Source organism: Mesorhizobium sp. WSM4809 (assembly GCF_055811655.1).
On sequence record NZ_JBVVQW010000018.1, the window covers coordinates 25,369 to 45,062 of the forward strand.

A 19,694-nucleotide genomic window follows, 5' to 3' on the forward strand; every position below is an offset into this window, starting at 1 on the left:
CGACAGTTGAAAGGGTCCAACCAGAAAAGCCAGGCATTCGACATAAACTGGAGAGGTATTTTGAACCAAACCTCAGGCCGATGATCGTTAGCATGTCCGATCGGCAGGGGCGCAAGCAAGCGATGGACAAGGTTGTACCGACCCAAAAAGCTCCTTCAGGTAGGGGCGCAGTGCGTGCGGCCCAATATCTGCGCATGTCGACGGAAAACCAGACCTATTCTATCGACAACCAAAGGGATGCCATACGCGACTACGCGGATATCATGGGCTACGACATCGTCGCCACCTACAAGGACGCTGGTCGCAGTGGTCTCAATCTCGGAGGCCGTCCCGGCCTTCAGCAGTTGCTAGCCGATGTCGAGAGCGGGAGAGCCGGTTTCGAAACGGTTGTGGTTTACGATGTCAGCCGCTGGGGACGGTTCCAGAATATCGATGAGAGCGCCGTTTATGAGTACCGATGCCAGATGGCTGGCGTACGAATCGAATTTTGCGCAGAGCAGTTCGCCAACGATGGCAGCATCGGATCAGACGTGCTGAAGGCGATAAAGCGCAGCATGGCGGCTGAGCACAGTCGCATGCTCTCGCAAAAGACATTCATCGGCCAGGCAAGGCTGGTCCGGATGGGGTTCCGCCAGGGTAGTAAGCCGGGCCTCGGCCTAAGACGCCTGCTGGTCGACGATTCGGGACGCCCCAAATTAATCCTTTCAAAGCGCGAACAAAAGAGCATGCACACCGACCGAGTAATCGTAGTGCCTGGGCCGCCAGACGAGATCGCGACGGTACAATGGATTTTCAGCCACTTCGTCAAAACGCGCCAGACAGAGCTTGAAATCGCAAGGCTGTTGAATAAGCGCGGCGTGATGACTGACCTTGGGCGCCCATGGAAGCGGGAAAGCGTACGCACCGTTCTGACCAATGAAACGTACATTGGCAACAGCGTCTGGAATCGGCGCTCCTCTAAGCTCAAAGGCAAGGCGGTGAACAATCCCCCCGAACAGTGGGTGCGCACGGAAGGTGCATTTGAGCCGATTGTTGACCGCAAGCTATTCAAGAGGGCGCAACTCATCCACAAAACACTCTATTTGCGTATAAACAACGACGAGATGCTGGCTGCGCTCAAGAAAGTCCTCGCGCGCCGTGGCGCGTTGTCGACCGCGATTATTGACGCTGCACCCGAGTGCCCCGCAGCTAGCCTCTACTTCGAACGTTTCGGAAGCCTTCTGGAACTCTACGAATTCGTTGGATATCGGTTGCCTAGGAACTGCCAGATCATCGCCGCGAAAAAGCGGCTGAAGACGGTGCGTTTGAAGGCAATTGATGACCTATTGGTCGCGATCGGGAGGACTAGCGGACAGGCGACTTATGACCTAGAAACCGGCATCCTCCGGATCAACGATGAGATCACTGTTGCGATCGAAATCGCACGTTGCGGTGCTTCCGTATTCGGATATCCCGTTTGGTCTCTGAATAACAAGCACCAGTCACAGCCCGACATTTTCGTCCTGATCAGGATGAGTCCGGGTGACCTTGTCATCCGGGACTATCTGATTGCCCCTGTATCTAAAATCGTCGGCAAATCGGAGCTGCGCGCTAACAATGGCGCACAACTGGACACCTACCTTTTTCCCACGCTCAGCCCGCTTATCATGCTGGCGGAGCGAGCAGGTGCAGAGAACGTAGTGTGAGTCCGAAGCATCCTATGACCAGCGAGGCCGCTTACAATGCTTTGCAAACCAGCGAGCAGAGACACGCCCGTAGTATTGCTGCCGATCAACCAGGGTCAAGGGAGAAGCTATTCGCGCCAAAACTCATAGCAGCTTATGAAGCGGAGTGCACACGCAAGCGAAATTTTATAAGAGAAACTGTGGTAACAGAACAGCGCTTGAGTAGTCTGGTCGAAGCGCTTCGTCTGATAATGAGTGATAAAAGGTTTCACTCATTGCTGGTGTCCGAGGGGCTTGCCACCATACCAAAATTCTTGGCCGAGAGGTTGCAAGGCGCGATGTACGAACCGGGTGCAGCAGCGCGTGCCAGCAAGCCCTTTCCTAGCAAGAATGCAGGCCGTCATTCTGTCAGCGGGATTTGCCCGGACGTCCTCGATTTCCTCCAAGACTACCCTGTGAAGGTGAAAATCTTCGGTTTGCTGCGGCATGTGATTCCCGTCAGGCAATTGGAAATTGCCCGACTGATGGTTGCTATGGAGCGGGTCACGTTCACGTACGCAAAGATCCTTGTCGCTTTTACGCCGCGCTCGCTGCTGGCCGAGGGTTTCGATCCGGCGATGATTGCCAACGTGTCTGAAGACCAACTGGGCGCGATGACGCCTGAACTTGGCGAGCTAAGCAGTGAGTTTTTGAGCGCCGTGGAGCGACGTGGCTCCGTGAGCCTAGAACTGCTGGCAGCCGGCCGCTTTTTTGACCGGCTGATGGATAATTCAAGGGTCGTGCGATATCTGGCCCACACTTTTCCCGGCAATTTTGAAGAGTTTCACGAGTTGTCGTGTGGCCATGCATTTAATAATTCCTCTAGTTTCGCGGCAGGCTGTGGACCTCGAGCCGAACCGGCCCGCCGCGATCGCAGCTCGTGCAGAAAAGCGCTCGCTCGACCGAGCTGAACAAGGCATCCCTACCGTACCGCCTGATCAGCCCTTCCGGCTTTACCGTCGCGTGATGCGAGCATTTTGTGCAATAGGCCCGCAGCCAGTGCCATGAGCGCAAGTCACCAAGTGCGACATCCAGCCCGGCATGAATGCTGCCGTCGATAATCGTCTGGGGCGGGATCTTGACCTCACCCGGCGTAATAATCTTCTCCATGACGTGTCGGCTGTTGTAGTGGATCAGCAACATTCCTGGGCGGCGACGGATCGCGGCTTGCCAAGCCGCCTGGCTGACCATGGCATCTGGTGATCGGGATATTGTTTCGAGGTGGGTCTTCTCCTCTCTATCCCAAACCTCGATCCGGAAATTGTCCTCAGCCGTGTCCGCCATTTATGTACGTGCCTTGTGCCACCGCGGGAAAAGCCCGTTGAGACAGCCGCGCGCGACAGCGCCAGTTCGCGCTCGATCTCCAAGTTTCTCGCTAGCACCTTCAGCAATGCGACCACGGCGTCACCACCCGCCGCCTCGATTGCCTGTTGAGCAGCAAGTTCCAATTCCGACATAGCTTCGCCGGCCGGCGCGCTTTGGCGCTTTCCCATAGCTTTCCTTGCATAGATGCATTCAGGAATAAGGAACATATTCCTGTCAGGTCAAGAGGGGATTGACTCTCAGGTTCTCATTTTGTTCACTGTCGGCAGGATAGCCACAGGAGGCGAATAATGCAGCTTCGCTTGGAGATCAAAGGCGCTTCGAGCGGCGTCGAGGCGGCTAAGGCCGTGTTCACTGCGGCTGGCATTTCGGCCCAGCAAGCCGCAGATGGAATGTTCGCCTTGGAAGACTGGGACGACGCCAGCTTTGCTGCCGATGAAGAGCCCACAGCGGAAGAGGACGATGCCGCAAGTATTGGGATGGCGGCCAACAAGGCCGCTATCGCTGCATGCTGCGCCAATTGGCCTCCTGATGCTGTGCCGGACAACTATCTCATGCTTGAACTGGTCTATTGAACATGTGCGGCCGCTTCACCCGATACCTCACTTGGTCCGAGATCCACCGGCTCTATCGGCTGACGGCGCCGGCGGAGACCGGCCGCAATGACGCCCCTCGCTACAACATCGCGCCGACCGAGGAAGTCCCGTTCATCACCGCCGGCGAAAACGGCAGTCACAAACTCCGTGAGGGCCGTTGGTGGCTCGTACCGTGCTGGGCGAAAGAGATGCCCAAGGCGGCAATGTTCAACGCCAGGATCGAAGGCGTCGATACGGCCCCGGCCTTCCGACACGCATTCAAGTCGAAGCGTTGCCTGATCCCCCGCCGATGGATTCTACGAATGGACCATCTCGCCGGCCGACGGCAAAAAGGACCCTTGGCACATCTATCTGCCCGGCCACGCGCCGTTCTCATTCGCAGGGCTGTGGGCCTACAACTCCAACCTCGACATCACCAGTTGCACCATCATCACCGAGCCCGCCGGCGACCCGATGAAGAACCTGCACGATCGGCAGCCGGTCATCCTCGACCACACCTACTATGACGCGTGGCTGGATCCGGCGACGCCCAAGGAAGATTTGAAAGATATCCTCAGCCACGACATCGACGGCCAATTGCAGTTCAATCGCGTCGGCCGCGATGTCAACGCGACACTGATCAACAAGCAGCCCAATGACCATCCCGCCTTGGTCGCGCCGATCAATCCCCTATGAGCGATGAACCAGCCAGACTTGCCGAAGGCATGGTAGCCGCCCCGCGCGAACGCGCCCGGATTGAAAATCATGTCTGTGAGCATGCCGGTTGCGGCACGGGTGCGCCGTTCGGCTTCGCGCGACCGAAGGGGCCGTCACATTGGTTCTGCCGCAGGCACCGGGCCGACGGCGATCAATATCTCTTGGGAGGGAGGCACCCGTGACCCGCTCGCCGTTCGCCGAGGAATTGCAGCAGGCGTCCGACTGCATCGCAGACGTTTCGCGCGCCGATCTTCAAATCCTGCTTCGACGCGCCGCGCTGATAATTCGAAACACCGGCGGCATCGATCTTGATCCTGGCGTTCAGGATACGCTCTCCGACATCGCAGTAGAATTGGGGTTGGCGAAATCGGATCTGATCAAGACCATCATTGGCGATTGCCTCATTGCCAACGCGTATCTCCCGGTGCCGCGTCTGTTCGATGAGGAAAGCGAGACCGAGGGCTCTGCCTAATTCCCTGCATCCGATCATTGAGAGTTGACCCAGGGATGGCCGGCCCGGATTACGAATTTGGGGTGACAGGAACCGCGCCGGCCAGGCCGGGCACAAGGGGTGGGCTAATGACCAGCCCTGTCACGCTACCGGCATGATAGGAATCCAGCAACTAAGCCTGATGGTCTAGAACGCGAATGCGCCGGTTCTTGCGCGCTTGGGGCAACGGGCCGGACTCCTGGCTTTGCGGCGGGCATTATTCCTCCTCCCGGTAATCCAGCAGCTTGGCGTGACGAAGCTGCTCCTCACCTTTCAGAAACTTCACCCGCCCGACAAGACCCGGCTTCAGCCATTCCGCCTTGTCCTTCTTCAAGCCCTTCGGCACCGGGCCGCCGACCTTGCCCTGCACGCGGTCCCACAGGCGCTTGCTCGCGCCGGTCCTCCAGCGGCATGTTGCGCAGGTCGTGCCCGTTTAGGTGCGGCAAATCGAAGGCGACGAGATAGTAGTCCTGATAGGTCTCGCGGCTGCTGACGGCCGACTGCAGCGCATGGAAATCGGAGCGTCCAACCTCATCAACCACGATGGCTTCACCCTCAATGATGAAGTCGTCGGCTTCAATCGCGGAGGCCTGGTCGGCAAGAACCTTATAACGTGCAGTCCAGTTGTACCCTCTCCTGGTCAGCAGGCGAATGCCGTCTTCGTCCTTGATTATCTGCGTTCGGTACCCGTCGAATTTGATCTCGTGAATCCATTCCGCACCCTCGGGCGGGGTGTCGACCAGCTCCGGCTGCATCGGCGGGATGAACTTCAGACGCATGCACGGAACTCACATAATTGCGATTCAAGGCACAAGGCCCCGATCGGTTCCGGGACATTTTAGCGAAGCTGAATGTTTCAATCATTACCGCGATCAAACGAAGGGTGGATGTTCGCGATAGTATGTGGAACCCGGTGCCACTTTCGCTGTTCTTCCCTCAGGAGGAACAAACATGCCAGACGACAAAAGCAAGCGTGATATTCGCGACCGCGACCGGGTATCGGGCGACGAGGAATATGAGGTCGGCTACTTCGCCAGCAAGTTCCAGCTTACCATCCCTGAAGTGCGGGAACTTATCAGAAAGCACGGGAACGACCGTGAGACGCTGGAGCGTGAGGCCAAGGCACTGGGCAGCCGATGACGAGGTTATCCGACCACGGACCGGCAAGCAGCACTGCAATAACGGATCGGCCCCGACGGAACATTTTAGCCATTCTGCATGTTTCGGTGCATGCCGACGATTGACACAGAAGAGTGCAGAGCGGCGCTAACCCTGATCCGGCGAACGATCGAGGATCATTGTCCGCCTGGCGTTCTTCCGAGCGAGGAAGTGGTGAACGGTCTTTATGGGCCGGAACTCATGCATGAGGCGGCCGCGTTGGCCACCGCCATTGTCAAGACCGTCGACAAGCTGACGTTGAGTTCGACGAGTATCCCGCCCGCGCCGAGCATTAAAGCTTAGCTGTGGATAGTAACGGCATCTTCACCAACCCGAATGATGGCCATTGCGGGCGCGGGGGACAGGCGTAGCGTCGATTTTGTCGGGCCACCTCCGACATTCTAGCATACCCAGACTGGGCGATCGGCGACCCCCGCCCCCTTACCCGTGTTGCCGATCGCCCGCTTTCGCGGGAGGCGAAGTTCATGAAATGGTTGGAGCATATGACGGCATGGATCGCCGCCAGAAAGCGGCGCTAGACCCGGCTATATCTTCACTGTCGCGATTGAGCATCCGCAGCGGCAAGACCGCGAAGATATCTTAACGAGCCCGACGGTGTGGTCTTCGATCTGGAAGAGTTCCTTCAGCGAATTGCTGAAACATTGGCGTTTGTCGCCGACCGAGCGCCGCGGCTGAACTAAAAAGCCGCCGGCCGGAGCAGCGGCGGGGAAAAAGCCCGCCCGCCCCATTCACGGCAGCAGCGGCGGGCCGTCCCTAGGGATAGCGGGACTTGCCGGGGTGTTAGTTTTCCCCTGCTGAGATTTGCGATGCAATGTAAGTGCCAAGCCCAATGTTCCATAACGATACAGCGACTGCGGCACATCACAAAGTATATCATGAATTGCTGATGTATGAGAACGGCCGCCAGACAAGCCGAGAACCAATTAGCACAGACCGGACCTTTGGTTATCACATCCAAGCCTTTGGTCCTGCGGGAAGACTCGCCGTGCTGGCCTTGCACGACGGGCTTATATTGTGCGGCTACATCCTAGGAATCGACCGCGATGTATCAACCCGGGACAGAGCCCGAAGTTCCAACAAGAGTGCTCAGCAGCCTTCCGTGGTCTTTTTCATCTGGCCAGGCGCAGCCGAGTTAGCGTCGGTATCCTGTTGACCTGGCGCGGCCTGCTTGGCGCTGCCAGTTTGCTGACCCGGAGCGCAGTCCTTGGCGGAGTTCGAGTTGGTTCCACTCGTGGTGGTCGAATCCGTGCCCTGATCGGTCGTGGTGCTCGGCATGGTCTTGGTTGTCGTCGTGGATGACCCGCCAGTGTCGGTGGTGTTGCTCGATTGGGCAAAGGCCAACCCAGTTGACAGTGCCACAATGGCGGACGCGAAGAGTAGCTGTTTCATGATCAACTCCATGTTTAATGTCCCTCGGGCACCTAACTTCGTATTGAAGCGGCGGTTCCAGCGAATAGGGTCTGAGCGTCTCCCCGCACATGGCGCAAAAAAGCCCGCCAGCCGTCAGGCCAGCGGGCAGTTCTCATGGGGGAAAGCACCGGGAGCAGTGCGACGACCGAAGTTCGACAGGGCAGTTTTGTTGAGTTGCAGCGAATGCAGTGGGTCCGCCCCTACTGGCGGGCAGAGGCGGACCCGGCCCAGGCTTGGGGGCCTCGACCGGCAGCGGGGGACGCTGCCGCAGTTTTGCCTCGACATTTCAGGTTCCACTAATGCACAAAAAAGCCCGCCACCTTTTGGGGGCGGGCTTTCCAAAACTGTAATTCTCTTGATTAAGTCCCGGAAACCGCAGATGAGCTGGGCGAAGCCGTTACCGACGACAGCCGCTCACGTTTCGTGAAAACGGGCTTCTGATAGGTCTTCTTCATCGACATTCCCCTTTGCCAATCCAATGTGTCACTCTTTGCCTTCGGCCGGACAACGTGTCAATCGAGCAACAAGAGGGGCGATTACATATTTGCCAGACCCGGTGGAGGCAGCGGTGGTTTGTGCTACAAAATCAGCCATGCTCCCTACGCGCTGTTTCCGTTGTTTTGTTGGAACCGTAATCCTCAGTGCAGCCATGCTTCTGGCCCTCTATTGGTTTGGCCCCATAGGATTTGTCCTCGTCCTCGGCATCGGCCTGCCAGCGCAGTTGGCTTTGAGCTTTTACTGGTCCGATCTTGAAGCTCGTAAGGGCCGGGGCGGGAATACGCTGAAAGACGAGGGCTTCTAGCACTACCCAGCCGTAGGGGAATGGCTACAGCATTAGCGACTTGAAGAGGATGAACAGCGAATCCACGGACAGATTGTTGTTCGCCTTCAGATACCGGCAAACGTTGTGCAGATAGTCGAAGTCGTAGGGTCGAGGTTCCGGCTCGTACGCCGCGCAACATTGACCTGGGCCGCTGTGCACTGCGAAATCAAAGACGGCGTAGTCGACGCCGCCGGAAGCTGGGCGCCGGCCGTCGCATCCCAATAGAACCGGCGATAGACCGTCGCAACCTGGGCATCAGTGATCTTGCGCAGATCGGCCTTGGTAGCGTCGGCTTTCACATAGCGCCGGAAGTTGGTGAGCGTGACGCCTTTCATAGTGGCGCCGCCGGGATCAGCCGGATTGTCCGACCAGAGGCCTTCAGATTTCAGAACGAGCGCAAGCGCCCCGCGAAGTTGCGGTCCATGGCTAGTACCTTTCCGCCCTGAGGGGCAGTTGTTGAATTGGCAATGGAGGTGGAAGGCTGAAATCAGCCGGTCGAGCAGATCAGCGGTCTAGCCGCTCGCACTCATCAAGTAGGCCACCAAGCTCGAGGCAGAGATCGACGCGGCCGAGGCTGTTGGCGGTGTCATTAATCCCCATCCGGCGGTTGTAGGATGTGACGGTGTCTTTCAGTTGAGAAACACGACCGGCCTTATGACCGCTCGAATAAGCGAAACCAGCGATGCAAACACTTGCGGTGATTGCAAGCGCGGCAGTCTTGGCGTTCATTGATATTTTCGCCTCTCGAATCAACTTGGGGAGAATTCGTCCATGGAAGACAGTTTGACTGAAATAGCGGCGCGGCTCCAGATGCTCTGGAAGGCTTGGGCTCCCGCAATCGGCCTTGGCGTTGCCGCAGCCATCGGCATGATTTGGACCGTTTATTTGCCGATAGTTGGGCTTCGCCATCTGCTCGGGTATAACTAGCGGGGACTCGGCCCCTGGGCCGCCAGGGCCGGCTGAATGCGCGCCGCTAGGCCGAGAGCCTACCAATGGCCAAGCCGCTGTTTAGCTTCGACAGTTGCAGGACGGCTTGGTCCCGGAGGCATAATGATCGTTCCGAAAAGATCGTATCGATCCATCCAGGGTTTACGGGCGATCGCCGCTTGGATGGTCGTCCTCGGGCACGCAGTCATAGAGGCAAACGCACTGTCCGGCCAGAATACCCTCATGCCCCTTCGCCCATACACTGACGTCATATGCCATTTTGGTGTCGATATCTTTTTCGCCATAAGTGGGGCGATAATGTATTTGATCACGCAGCCAAGACAGGATGCCGGACGGATAGCGGACGCTGGTCGTTTCGCGCTCCGGCGCGTACTGCGCATACTTCCTTTGTTCTGGCTGTCCATGATTCTCACGCTCTGGACCGGGAGGGGCACGCCGCCACCTGACGTGTGGGCCTGGACGCGCCAGCTCTTCCTCATCGATTTCCCTTTGCCCCAGCCAGTCGGCTGGACGCTTGTATTCGAGATCAGGTTCTATGTGCTGGTTGCTGTCATCGTGATGATATTTCGAAACCGCAAGCTGGGTTTTGCCGCTATGGCTGTCTTCCTTGTGCTGGTATCGCAGGTTTGGCCGACAGCCGAAACGATGACAAGCCCGATCATGTTGGAATTTGTGATGGGGATCGCTGTCGCGGCGGTATGCCAATCAGGGATCCGCTTGCCGGCGAGCTTGCTGCTCTTGGGCGCCGTGGGTTGGTTTCTCTATGCCTCTATTTGGTTATACCCCACCATGGAGATCAATGCGTTCCGCTGGTACGGCTTCGGTCCGCCTGCCGCGTTGTTACTTTGCGCGGCGATGATGCTGGAGCGCGATGGCAAGCTGAGGACGCCATCACTGGCGCTGGCTGCCGGAAACGCTAGCTACAGCACGTATCTCTGGCACCTGGGCCTGATAGGCGTATTGAGCTCGTTCTGGTCGCGTAGCCCCCTGGCGAGCGTCGTCCATCTTTTTACGTTGCTTTTCCTGACGGCCGTCGTAAGCGCAGTGAGCTATCGCTTGATCGAGCGACCGCTTATCGTGCTTTCGAAACGCCGCTTAGAGAGCGGGGAACTGCATGGAGCCCTGATAACTGGATTGCCCCAGCGGCTTCGATCTGGCTGAATGGGCGATTTAAAGAGTATGTGCGTTGACATCGCCCCAGCCTAAGAGCGCACACCGAACAAAGCGGGCTCCCTTGCAAAGACTCTCGTCCTGGTAGGCCTGAAATTGGAAATCGATGTTCAGTGCGCACCCGCAAAGAGCGAGCCTATGAGACCGTCCGGACCGAGATCGTCAAGATCAAAACTGCTATTGAGGCTCATCACGGAATTCAATTGGAGCGACTACGTCATCGCCGCAATCCTAGTCGCGGCAAATTATGGTTTGATTTCTGCAGTCACCGGGGCTTGGCCAATCGAATACGGCTACATTCGGCTACTACTCGATTTCTAGCCGCGCAGATCAGCACGCCCTGCCATCTTATCGACTACCATGGCTTAGCTGATCAGGCCATTTCGCCCGGCAGTTGCGAGCAGTTGGATCTTGTGCAACTCTTCAGAACTGGGGAGTGGGCAAATGTATTGGCAAAGGGTGTTGTCTTTAGGGGCTTTGCTCCTCTTTTCTGCTTGCACATCCGACTACTTGAACAACTATGATTCGGTGACGCTCGCGGCCGGCGATGCGAACCACGCCAACCTGCTTCTGCAGACCGTCGATCCCTTCAACCCAAACAGCAACAACACCCACATCGAGGGCGACGGCGCCCGCGCGGTGGCCGCCTTCAACGCGTATCGGCGCGTGGCGCCCACTGGTGGTGCCGACTTGGACTGTGCAGGCGGCAAGGGAAACAATCCGGTTGTAGCCGGTCCTGTGAAAATCACTGGTGCTGACACCAACCGGCTGGATGGCGATCACGACGGCGTAGGCTGCGAGTAAATGGACAAATCCCGATACGACAATCGCTCAGACCAATGGCGCAAACGGCAAGGTGCACAGCGTCGGCGTGCCCGCCTAATAGCGGCCATACCAAAGCGGCTGGTCTTCGTGACGGTTGCTGCGGCAGCCGCCTTCGTCGCGCAGTTCGCCGTGCAGCACAGCGAAAGTTCCCCTGACCTTCACGTTTCCAACTGGATCGGACGTACCCCGGAGCCGATCGCCGGCGTCGCCTCTGTCATCGATGGCGATACGATCGAGATTCATGGGCAGCGGATACGCTTCAACGGCATCGACGCTCCCGAGTCAGCCCAACAATGCGACGACGCTAAGGGCGGTCGCTACCGGTGCGGCGCGAAGGCCGCGGCAGCGCTAGACAGGTTCCTGGCCACCTCGAGGCCGGTCACATGCAACTTCGTCGCCTGGGATCGCTACAACCGCTTTGTGGGCGACTGCCGGCGCGCCGATGGCGCAAGCGTCGCCTCCTGGATGGTCGAGCACGGTCAGGCGCTCGATTGGCCTCAATACAGCCATGGCGCCTATGCAGCGCAGCAGGCGAAGGCCGAGGCGGCGAAGGTTGGGCTGTGGGTCGGAAAGTTCCAACCGCCGTGGGAATGGCGCGCAGGGCATGGGGACGCCCGGCCGGCGGTGATCGAGCGGCCCCTAGGGATCATCAATCGACAGGTAGCGCAAAGCTATTCCTGCCAGCCGCGGCGGAAATGCTCGCAAATCAGCTCGTGCGACGAGGCTCAATGGTATCTCAGCAATTGCCCTTGGGGCGGCAAGCTGGATCGCGATGGCGACGGGCAGGCGTGTGAGACGCTCTGCTAGTGAATGACTATCGGCCGCTGGGTTCGCGGGCCGAACAATTTTGGTGTGTGGGGGGACTACAATGAGAATGGGCAGACGAGCCGCAGTTTCGGCTGCGGTAGCCTTGGCGCTTGCAACCGCCTCATGCACGACATCGCAACAGGCGCTAACCAAGAACCCGAGTGCCGTCAGCACTTCAGCCCTTTGTCGAACCTTCACCTCTACCAAGGATGCAAAGTTTCAGGATGATCTTTACGCTGAGCTTGTTCGGCGATCCGTGACTCTCGTCCAGTGCGCCGACATGACCAGAAAGCAGAATCAGGCGATAGCTGCCGGTATCGCCATTGCAGCTGTGGGCGCAGCCGTTGCGGTATGCTCGAACAACGACTGCGGCGGGGGCGGATACGTCAGGCCGAACTATTACCAGGACTCCGATTGGGACGAGTTCTATAACCCATACCCCCAACTCGTTTGGGCTTGCCGCGACATCGCTACAGGCCAGTTTGTTGACTACAGCAATTGCTACGGCAAAGCGCAGACGGATTGGCGCTGGCCCGCCAAGTACGCCTATTGAAACACACCGGCAATCACGGGATTGGAGGGCGGGATGGACTACTACATCTACGAGAATTGGACTCACGATCGAGGGCGGATCCATCGAGCCGATTGTGGCTTCTGCAATGCAGGCCAAGGCACGCAGACCGGAACAGGGGATAGGAACGGCCGCTGGCACGGCCCGTTCGATCGAACGACAGCATTCTCGAAAGCTACCGCGCTCAATCGTGCCGACATGCGCGCATGCTCAATATGTAATCCGTAGACGATCACTTGGCCGGGAACCAGTACTAGTTCCAAAGCGGCAAATCGGTCCAGTTCGCCGGGAAGCCTGCCTGACCGATCTTGATATGCGCCACAGGGAATGTCGCCATATGTACTCTCAGGCGATCCGCCCAGTTGGTCCGCGGGCGGCTCGTGTACCAGCCTGCTGGGTGGCTGATTGTCATTCACGGGAAGCAGCAAATTAGGTGCCGCTAAGTGCTGACCCTGGCACCGGGACGGCGGCCAACCCCGTTGCGAACGCGTTGCAATGATCTCACCAGGCTGCATTCGCTCTCCGTGATGAGTACCCGCCACGCCAAGCGAGCCGTGGCGGGTAATCAACCAACCGACGATGAGGGGACTGTTGATCGTCGGCTGCATCAAACGTGTAAAGAACTCCAATGTTTCACGGGTCAGACCTTTGCGCTTCGGCATTGGGCTTTGGTCGGACCAAGCCCTTTAGCGCCAACGCGAAGGCCCGTCACTGATCAGCAATGACGGGCCCTGCCTCGAGACCGCTCGGCTGTAAACCAAGCTGCGAACTGAACTTCGATTTTAGAAACAGGTTCCCTTGATCTGCAAAATTGAGCTTCAGTGGGTCCGCCCCTACTGGAGGCCGGAGGCGGACCCGGCCAAGGCTTGGTGACCTCGACCGGCAGCGGGGACGCTACCGCTTTCAATCTTTGTTAGCCGGCTTCGGCTTTGCGGGCTGCGTTGCGATTTTTTTTAGAACGCATCCGATGCGCGCTGGTCGGACTCCTCATAACTTAGGGCGGCACGGGAATCGCTGTCCTTGATATCGCGTCGGATCTCCGTGATGTCGCGCTGCATGTTCTGCGTGGCGTCCAAGAACCCGCCGATCATCGCCTTCGCCCGCCTCGCGCCCTGCCCACCAGGTAGGCCAACGAAACGCAAAAAGGAACCCCACCGGCCGAAGCCGGTGGGGAGACTGGAAATGATGGTTAGGAAATTACAGGGGAAGCGCCTGCGCTATCTGCAGGTAGAGCAGCACACCGAGAGCCCCGGCCAAGAGGAACACCAGGCCGGTCAGAACTTCGGAGGAGGTGCGAGGCAGCCTCACGGCTTCGCTCCTTTGAGCTGATCGATGATTTGCGTCACTGCCAATAGTAACCCGGCCACCGTCAAAATGATCCACATCGATGTGGAGCCTAGCCATTTGAGGCGCGTCCAGAGCTTGACCACGGCGAAGCCAGCATCGAAGTGATCCTGGTCGAGATCGAGGAATTCATCGAGACGGTCGCGCTGTTCCGGCTTTAGGCGCCCAGCCCAGATTAGGGCCTCGCGCTGTTTGCTGTCGAGGCGATCGAGCCAGAGGATCGTTTCCGGGTCGAGGTCGCGCAGCCGGTTAGGCACTGCTCCCGTCATTTCACGAGTGTTTTGATGGTGATGGCCTTGGCGTGGTTGAGCCGCACGCAATCGCCGAGCCGGCGCCGGTCCTCGGCGTGCAAGTCAGTCGCCTCTTCGCGCGGGATGAAGCGATGCGGGATAGCGACGACCCCCTCGCATTCCTGGATCACGCTTGGGTCAACGTGGATGGCCGGCTTCGGCGCCAAGCTATCGACCGATAGCGTCGAGCCGTGCTGACACCCCTGGAGAGATGCCATCAGGCTTACAGCCAGAAGGGTTCGTCGGATCGTGCGGTGCATTGTCTTCGTCCTTCTGGGCGCGCACCAGCTCGGCAATGCGGCCGGCGTCGCTATGCTGTTTGTCGATGTAGGCTTGAGCCGCGGCATCGATGTCCTGCTGCCGGGTCTTCATGTCGGCCGCCTGGGCGATGGCGGCGAGCTTGATCTTTTCGTGCCACAGCGCGGCATCGGCCTTTTCGCCGAGGGCGTGCTCCCGCCCGACGCGGCCGTCGGCGACGCTGGCGAGCGCCGGGCCGACATAGGGAATGTCGCGGAGCGGCCCGAGCGGAACACCCTCGTAGAAGAAGATGATCCCGCCGGCGACGACGATGGGCCTTTAGGATGGCAGGCAGTGCCGAAGGGTGAACGCCATCAATGTTGACCCCAAGCGAGGTGAGAGCAGTGCGGTAGACAGCATCCGCGCTGTCGTGGGCCATGGCGAGCTTGCCGATGTAGGGGCGCACCGCCTCTTCCGCTGCGCGCACCTGGGCGGCCTCTTCGCGGGCTTCGCACTTGGCGCGATCAACAGCAGTCGAAACCGCCGCGGCTATCGCGGTGTCCATAGCCTTCTTGTCGACCTTGTCGTCGTCGTCGTCTTCGTCGTCGTCCTGCTCCGCGTCTTCGGCGGCCTTCTTTTTCTCCTCTTCCTCGGCCGCGTCGTCCGCGGCCTTTTTCTTTTTGGCCTCCTCGTCGTCGTCATCTTCGTCCTTGGCTTCCTGCACTTCAATCTCGTCGAGCGCGACCAGGATCGCATCGAGACCGTCGAGCTTAGCGTCGGCCGCCAGCTTGCCCTTGGCCGCCTTGCCGGCCGCCTCGATGATGGCGGGCCGCTTGGCCTTGAAATTGTCAGCGGTGACGCCAACGAGAGCCGCGCTGACATCGATCTTCTGATCGGCGGCCGCTTGGGCATGACGTGGGCAAGGATCGCGCCGTGGGCGACAGACGCCATGCGCGACAGCAGTGCTGTTTTCACATCGTGATGATCTCCATTTTGCTGTCGCCGACGACTACATCAGGCCCGGCGCGGCCTTCCTCAACCAAGGCGACGTGATTGGCGGAAATGTCCCGCATCACGCCGTCGTAGGATTCTCCAGCCAGCGTGCCGGGCGTCATGTCGGCCCGGTAGCGATAGCTGCTCGAAAGTTCTTTCTGCCGATCGGATTCGATCAGCGCGATTGCCGCCCCATCCCAGATGCTGAGCGGCGCCATGAGGTACGGCGCATGGAACTCCACGGCGTCACCCAGCGCGCCGACAACGGCTTCGCGCGGATGGTCCCTGGCGCTGACCGGGATGTGCTTGAGCAGCAGCGGCTTGTCGACGAAGGTCGGGGCTGCTTTCGCCAGCTCGTCGGCGTCACGATAGAGGCGGTACACCCGCTCGGGATCGAGTCCGAGCGCCTCGAAATCCGGGATTTCGCGGCCATAGTACGGGCAGACGTTTGCCTTTGAGATTGGCGTCATCTCGACGCGCAGATGGCCGTCCTGGTCGAACGTGCGCACGCTGTTGCGATCCATGGCCATGGTGTCATTGGCAGCGAGCTGGTCGATCTCTTGCTCATTCGGCATCGATCTGATTTCCTATTATGTAAGGCCGCGCCTCACAATTTTGTTGACCTGGAATGTGTAAGGCGCTACCTTACAAACATGCTCAAGTCTTTCCGAAACAAAGCCCTGCAACGCTTCTTCGAGACCGGCAATCCGCGCGGTCTGAGCGTGCAAGACGACAAGCGAGTCGCCCGCATCCTTCGGGCCTTGGAAGCAGCCTCAAAGCCGGAAGATATGGACCTTCCCGGCTATCGCTTTCACGGCCTATCGGGCGATCAGAAGGGGCGCTATTCTGTTCGAGTGAACGGAAACTGGCGCATCACCTTCGGTTGGGACGGCGAAGACATTATCGAAGTCGAACTAGAGGATTACCACTGATGAACACGGCACCCATCAAGCGCGGCCTGCCCGCGATGCATCCTGGAGAGCTTCTGCGCGAAGACCTCTTGCCGGCCCTCGATAAGTCGAAGACCGAGATCGCCAAGCTGCTCGGTATTTCCCGGCGCACGCTCTACGACATCCTGGACGAGAAGCAGCCTGTCACCGTCGGCATGGCGCTGCGCATCGGCAAGCTGATCGGCAACGGTCCGGTGTTCTGGCTCAACCTCCAGCGCATCTACGATCTGGAGCAGGCAGAGAAGGCGCTGAGCGCCGAGATCGAAGCTATCCCGACTCTGCACGCGGCGTGAGTCGCATGGCGATGGGTATCAGAACCATGACCGAGGTGAGAGAAGTCATCCAAAATTTGGTTGATGAGGAAACCAAGGGTTGGGACGAAAAAAACATCGAGCCCTTCTTGGCCATGATCCATCCTGACATGGCTTGGCCATTTGCCCCTAACGCAGATGCGCATGATCCAATTGACTGGGTCTTCGTAATGGGGCGTTTCGATGAAGAAGAGTGGCGCAAGGGCTATAACGACCTATTTGCCGCACATGATTTGATTCATAATCGTCGGAGTACGATCAAGATCGAAGTGGCCCCCACGGGGGACGCAGCTTTCGGGGTGGTCGACATCGACACCCTATGGCGCAACAAAGAGACAGGCCTGGATTTTCATTGGAAGGGACGCGTCTGCAAAATCTATTCAAAGCTGCGGACGGGGGAATGGAAGTTCTATTGGCAGACCAGTGCGCTCACCTTCCCTCCAAGGCTCTCGCCCCAAGCGCACTGATGATTCCAACTAAAGCGAGGCTCGATTCAGTCTATCGCCTCTTCACCTTCGGCGTGATCTCCTCCATCTCGGACTTAACCCCGTAGCGATGGGACTTCGCTTGTCAGTCGCCCCGCGCGAGCATGAGCGCGCGGCCTGACGCTGTACGGGATCGGGCTTCCCTCACTTTGATCGTCGCTGGCGGAACTTTTGCAAGGTTAAGGCCTTCTCCTCTCGAACAGTGGAGGTCCAAATGGCAAGTCTTGGGAGACTGGCGATCGCGATGCTTGGCGTTCTGGCCTACCAAAATCGCGACAAAATCGGCGAATTGATCCGGGGGGCGGGAGATCGTAATCCCAACGACCCGGAAGGCGGGATTCTAGATCAGGTTTCCAAGGGCGTCTCGGGAACCGGGCTTGGCGATATCCTAGATCGATTCAGAGGTGCGGGGGCCGGCTCAAAGGTCGACTCTTGGGTAGGCACTGGGCCGAACCAACCGATCCAGCCAAATGAGGTGGAAGCGGCAATAGACGAAGACACGCTGACGTCACTCTCGATGCAGACCGGCCTTTCGCGCGAGGAACTCATCAGCAGGATCACCCGGGATTTGCCAGAGGCCGTCAACAAGATGACGCCAAATGGCGAACTGCCCCCCGAGCCAGCCGAAGGCCTTTGTTGGAGCGGAGCAGGTTGAACAGCTCGGCCCGCTTGAAAATCTGATCGCCATCGGCCTGGAGCGATTCCCCCAGGTTGGTGCTGAGCACGAACACCGTGAAAGCGCTGATGATATCGTTCACCGACTGGCGCGTCTCCAACCAGTTGTCGACATAGGGTCGACTCCGCCGTGCCATGCCCATCGGTGTAGCTTGCCACCACGCGAACCGTCGCGCCGACATCGGCGTCGCCGAGCGTATAGGCCGCGTTCGTCGCCCCACCGATGTTGGCAAAGCCGGAGCCGCTATCGCGCTGCCACTGATAGCTGATCTTGCCGAGCCCATCGGCGTCGACCAGTGTGTTCGAGGCCGTCAGCACCTGATCCTCGCTCGTCGTGCCGGCGATCGACACTGAGCAAGTTGGCGCATGATTGCCCGTATCGATGTTGATAGTGGCCGTCGCAATTCCGGTACTAGTCCCGCCATTCGCAGTACCTCCGCCATCTACCAGCGTGAATGTGAGGGCGCGAGCTGACGTGGGCGGGTTAGCCGAAGAATTCGAGTATGCGATGTGCTCAAGAAGGATGGAAACCGAACTCGGCGAGGCGCCGCTGATCAGATTGATGACGAGATCGGATCCGTTGCTGCCACCGGAAATCGTTCCGACTTTGACGCCGGCGACGAAGACAGAGCCGCCCGATACCGTCACAGACGCGTCGGTAGAGATAGCGAGTTGATCCGAAACTGCCTTGTTTTGGGTAATCGCGACGCGCAGTGAGCCCCCGCTGAACTTGGAAGAGTCAATGTCGGTAACAACTGCGGATGGCGCAACCGCGCCGCTGGACAGCCTGCCGAATAGGCGAGGGTTGCGGATGTCCCACCGGCAGACCCATTCAGATCCACCACCGGCGCATCATTTACGGCCGCTACGTTGAGCGTGACAGATGCGGAACTTGAGGAGGCGCCGCCCTGGTTATCTCGGACGCTATAATTGAAGGACGAAACTCCGCTAAAATTCGAAGCAGGCAAGAAGTAAACCGTACTGCTTGCGTACACCGTATTGAGTGCCGCCGGAACTGTGCGCGCGGCATCTAGGTAGAGCGTGCCGTTCGATGGCAACGACGTGAGAACATAGCCTGTGACCGACCCATCCTGGTCCGATCCGCTTAACACGATCGTGGAAAGTTGATCCTCGAAACCACTTGCGGTGATTTTGTTTGCCTTCGGCAATTTGTTCGGCATAGCACTCCCCTGATGAGATCATGGGGCTCGCTCGTCCTAACGGTAGCTCGGAGTTTGCATGTGCCAAGGCAACTCACTGTTCGCCAAGACAACGGATTTACAGAGCTCGGCGGAGCTACCGAGTTGAGTAGCTTCCCCAAACTTTTATTAGAATATTAGAAATACCTTAATTATGGGAAAGAGTCCAATAATTCAGTCAAGCAGATTCAACTGGTCAAATCATGAAATGAAATGATAGCTTACGTCGAGGGCTGCCTGTTTGAACTGGCAGAACTGGCATCCCCAGTCCGGGCGGCAAAGCCGGAAGCGGTGGGGTTGCCGTGGCCGCGACCGGCAGAGGCGATTTAATGTTCTCACAATCGCGCCAGTTTAGCCCCAACGCAAAGCGGAAGAGCGGAAGCTCCAGATAAGATGATTGATGGTCATGAAACCCCGATCGAGAGGAGGAGCGCCACGAACGCGACAGGCAGAACCGCTGCCAGAGCGCCCTCAATCATTCTCAATTTGTGATCTTTGAACACTTGGAACCTCGGCTTGTTGAAGTCTTGGTAGAATTTCCAAGACGCTGGACGGTTCCCTACTCCTCCCGAAAATCCTGCAGCGAGTCGTCCCGAAGGTCTTCCTCACCGCGCAAGTGCTTTACGCGGCCGATGATGCCCGGCCTGACCCACTGTGTCGCCGCCGGCT

At 58.5% G+C, this 19,694-nt stretch carries 25 protein-coding genes and 2 pseudogenes; 18 read left to right on the top strand and 9 right to left on the bottom strand.

Annotated elements, in window-relative coordinates; translation table 11 throughout:
* The first annotated feature begins 92 nt into the window (after positions 1 to 92).
* The 6 genes and pseudogenes from AC0L24_RS28640 to AC0L24_RS28665 all read left to right on the top strand — a co-directional run bounded on the left by AC0L24_RS28640 (position 93) and on the right by AC0L24_RS28665 (position 4,790).
* A complete protein-coding gene (locus tag AC0L24_RS28640; protein WP_473564497.1) occupies positions 93 to 1,685 on the top strand; it encodes a recombinase family protein in 1,593 nt (530 codons plus the stop codon).
* Between the two features lie 14 nt (positions 1,686 to 1,699).
* Positions 1,700 to 2,614, top strand: a complete 915-nt coding sequence (locus AC0L24_RS28645) for a plasmid partitioning protein RepB C-terminal domain-containing protein (RefSeq protein WP_473564498.1) — start codon at positions 1,700 to 1,702, stop codon at positions 2,612 to 2,614.
* 702 nt (positions 2,615 to 3,316) lie between these two features.
* Positions 3,317 to 3,601, top strand: coding sequence for a hypothetical protein (locus tag AC0L24_RS28650; protein WP_292633205.1), 285 nt, complete (start codon positions 3,317 to 3,319; stop codon positions 3,599 to 3,601).
* Between the two features lie 2 nt (positions 3,602 to 3,603).
* A pseudogene (locus tag AC0L24_RS28655) lies at positions 3,604 to 3,843 on the top strand (SOS response-associated peptidase family protein); the annotation flags it as partial.
* Between the two features lie 88 nt (positions 3,844 to 3,931).
* Complete coding sequence (locus AC0L24_RS28660) at positions 3,932 to 4,297, top strand: SOS response-associated peptidase family protein (protein ID WP_473564577.1); 366 nt, start codon at positions 3,932 to 3,934, stop codon at positions 4,295 to 4,297.
* Between the two features lie 199 nt (positions 4,298 to 4,496).
* A complete protein-coding gene (locus tag AC0L24_RS28665; protein ID WP_473564499.1) occupies positions 4,497 to 4,790 on the top strand; it encodes a hypothetical protein in 294 nt (97 codons plus the stop codon).
* Positions 4,791 to 5,074: 284 nt separating this feature from the next.
* Here the strand turns inward: AC0L24_RS28665 and AC0L24_RS28670 are convergent, their stop codons facing one another.
* Positions 5,075 to 5,587, bottom strand: coding sequence for an ATP-dependent DNA ligase (locus AC0L24_RS28670; RefSeq protein WP_473564500.1), 513 nt, complete (start codon positions 5,585 to 5,587; stop codon positions 5,075 to 5,077).
* A gap of 172 nt (positions 5,588 to 5,759) precedes the next feature.
* Here AC0L24_RS28670 and AC0L24_RS28675 point away from each other — a divergent pair, with 172 nt between their 5' ends.
* Positions 5,760 to 5,948, top strand: a complete 189-nt coding sequence (locus tag AC0L24_RS28675; RefSeq protein ID WP_473564501.1) for a DUF3606 domain-containing protein — start codon at positions 5,760 to 5,762, stop codon at positions 5,946 to 5,948.
* Between the two features lie 90 nt (positions 5,949 to 6,038).
* On the top strand, positions 6,039 to 6,269 hold the full coding sequence (locus AC0L24_RS28680) for a hypothetical protein (protein WP_473564502.1): 231 nt from the start codon (positions 6,039 to 6,041) through the stop codon (positions 6,267 to 6,269).
* A gap of 804 nt (positions 6,270 to 7,073) precedes the next feature.
* On the opposite strand, the gene AC0L24_RS28685 is transcribed toward AC0L24_RS28680, so the two are convergent.
* The 3 genes and pseudogenes from AC0L24_RS28685 to AC0L24_RS28695 form a co-directional block, all read right to left on the bottom strand.
* The gene (locus tag AC0L24_RS28685) at positions 7,074 to 7,376 is read right to left on the bottom strand and encodes a hypothetical protein (RefSeq protein WP_473564503.1); all 303 of its coding nucleotides are present in this window, start codon (positions 7,374 to 7,376) and stop codon (positions 7,074 to 7,076) included.
* 982 nt (positions 7,377 to 8,358) lie between these two features.
* Positions 8,359 to 8,644 (bottom strand): annotated as a pseudogene (locus AC0L24_RS28690) (glycosyl hydrolase 108 family protein); the annotation flags it as partial.
* A gap of 80 nt (positions 8,645 to 8,724) precedes the next feature.
* Positions 8,725 to 9,129: a hypothetical protein gene (locus tag AC0L24_RS28695; protein WP_127327852.1), complete on the bottom strand. Its 405-nt coding sequence runs from the start codon at positions 9,127 to 9,129 to the stop codon at positions 8,725 to 8,727.
* A gap of 141 nt (positions 9,130 to 9,270) precedes the next feature.
* On the opposite strand from AC0L24_RS28695, the gene AC0L24_RS28700 reads away from it, so the two are divergent.
* The 4 genes from AC0L24_RS28700 to AC0L24_RS28715 all read left to right on the top strand — a co-directional run bounded on the left by AC0L24_RS28700 (position 9,271) and on the right by AC0L24_RS28715 (position 12,523).
* Positions 9,271 to 10,329, top strand: a complete 1,059-nt coding sequence (locus AC0L24_RS28700) for an acyltransferase family protein (RefSeq protein ID WP_473564504.1) — start codon at positions 9,271 to 9,273, stop codon at positions 10,327 to 10,329.
* Between the two features lie 453 nt (positions 10,330 to 10,782).
* Positions 10,783 to 11,142, top strand: coding sequence for a calcium-binding protein (locus AC0L24_RS28705; protein ID WP_473564505.1), 360 nt, complete (start codon positions 10,783 to 10,785; stop codon positions 11,140 to 11,142).
* A 108-nt stretch (positions 11,143 to 11,250) separates the two neighbouring features.
* The gene (locus tag AC0L24_RS28710) at positions 11,251 to 11,970 is read left to right on the top strand and encodes a thermonuclease family protein (RefSeq protein WP_473564506.1); all 720 of its coding nucleotides are present in this window, start codon (positions 11,251 to 11,253) and stop codon (positions 11,968 to 11,970) included.
* Between the two features lie 280 nt (positions 11,971 to 12,250).
* Positions 12,251 to 12,523: a hypothetical protein gene (locus tag AC0L24_RS28715; protein WP_473564507.1), complete on the top strand. Its 273-nt coding sequence runs from the start codon at positions 12,251 to 12,253 to the stop codon at positions 12,521 to 12,523.
* A 971-nt stretch (positions 12,524 to 13,494) separates the two neighbouring features.
* On the opposite strand, the gene AC0L24_RS28720 is transcribed toward AC0L24_RS28715, so the two are convergent.
* From AC0L24_RS28720 to AC0L24_RS28730, 3 genes are all read right to left on the bottom strand, one after another.
* Complete coding sequence (locus AC0L24_RS28720; protein ID WP_473564508.1) at positions 13,495 to 13,632, bottom strand: hypothetical protein; 138 nt, start codon at positions 13,630 to 13,632, stop codon at positions 13,495 to 13,497.
* A gap of 213 nt (positions 13,633 to 13,845) precedes the next feature.
* On the bottom strand, positions 13,846 to 14,142 hold the full coding sequence (locus AC0L24_RS28725; RefSeq protein WP_473564509.1) for a hypothetical protein: 297 nt from the start codon (positions 14,140 to 14,142) through the stop codon (positions 13,846 to 13,848).
* A gap of 8 nt (positions 14,143 to 14,150) precedes the next feature.
* Positions 14,151 to 14,435, bottom strand: a complete 285-nt coding sequence (locus AC0L24_RS28730) for a hypothetical protein (protein WP_473564510.1) — start codon at positions 14,433 to 14,435, stop codon at positions 14,151 to 14,153.
* Between the two features lie 52 nt (positions 14,436 to 14,487).
* On the opposite strand from AC0L24_RS28730, the gene AC0L24_RS28735 reads away from it, so the two are divergent.
* Together AC0L24_RS28735 and AC0L24_RS28740 are read left to right on the top strand one after the other, a co-directional pair.
* Positions 14,488 to 14,796 (top strand): hypothetical protein, encoded by a 309-nt coding sequence (locus AC0L24_RS28735; RefSeq protein ID WP_473564511.1) that lies wholly within the window; start codon positions 14,488 to 14,490, stop codon positions 14,794 to 14,796.
* Positions 14,777 to 15,394 carry a hypothetical protein gene (locus AC0L24_RS28740; protein ID WP_473564512.1) on the top strand — a complete coding sequence of 206 codons (618 nt, stop codon included), beginning with the start codon at positions 14,777 to 14,779 and terminating at the stop codon, positions 15,392 to 15,394. Before AC0L24_RS28735 ends, AC0L24_RS28740 begins: the two co-directional genes overlap by 20 nt.
* On the opposite strand, the gene AC0L24_RS28745 is transcribed toward AC0L24_RS28740, so the two are convergent.
* A complete protein-coding gene (locus AC0L24_RS28745; RefSeq protein WP_473564513.1) occupies positions 15,384 to 15,980 on the bottom strand; it encodes a DUF2213 domain-containing protein in 597 nt (198 codons plus the stop codon). The two genes, AC0L24_RS28740 and AC0L24_RS28745, sit on opposite strands and share 11 nt — an antisense overlap.
* 78 nt (positions 15,981 to 16,058) lie before the next feature.
* Here AC0L24_RS28745 and AC0L24_RS28750 point away from each other — a divergent pair, with 78 nt between their 5' ends.
* From AC0L24_RS28750 to AC0L24_RS28765, 4 genes are all read left to right on the top strand, one after another.
* The gene (locus AC0L24_RS28750; protein WP_292631661.1) at positions 16,059 to 16,337 is read left to right on the top strand and encodes a type II toxin-antitoxin system RelE/ParE family toxin; all 279 of its coding nucleotides are present in this window, start codon (positions 16,059 to 16,061) and stop codon (positions 16,335 to 16,337) included.
* On the top strand, positions 16,337 to 16,648 hold the full coding sequence (locus AC0L24_RS28755) for a HigA family addiction module antitoxin (RefSeq protein ID WP_292631660.1): 312 nt from the start codon (positions 16,337 to 16,339) through the stop codon (positions 16,646 to 16,648). Before AC0L24_RS28750 ends, AC0L24_RS28755 begins: the two co-directional genes overlap by 1 nt.
* 5 nt (positions 16,649 to 16,653) lie before the next feature.
* On the top strand, positions 16,654 to 17,133 hold the full coding sequence (locus AC0L24_RS28760; RefSeq protein WP_473564514.1) for a hypothetical protein: 480 nt from the start codon (positions 16,654 to 16,656) through the stop codon (positions 17,131 to 17,133).
* A gap of 262 nt (positions 17,134 to 17,395) precedes the next feature.
* Positions 17,396 to 17,806, top strand: a complete 411-nt coding sequence (locus tag AC0L24_RS28765) for a YidB family protein (RefSeq protein WP_473564579.1) — start codon at positions 17,396 to 17,398, stop codon at positions 17,804 to 17,806.
* Between the two features lie 664 nt (positions 17,807 to 18,470).
* Here the strand turns inward: AC0L24_RS28765 and AC0L24_RS28770 are convergent.
* On the bottom strand, positions 18,471 to 19,007 hold the full coding sequence (locus AC0L24_RS28770; protein ID WP_473564515.1) for an Ig-like domain-containing protein: 537 nt from the start codon (positions 19,005 to 19,007) through the stop codon (positions 18,471 to 18,473).
* Positions 19,008 to 19,694: the final 687 nt, after the last annotated feature.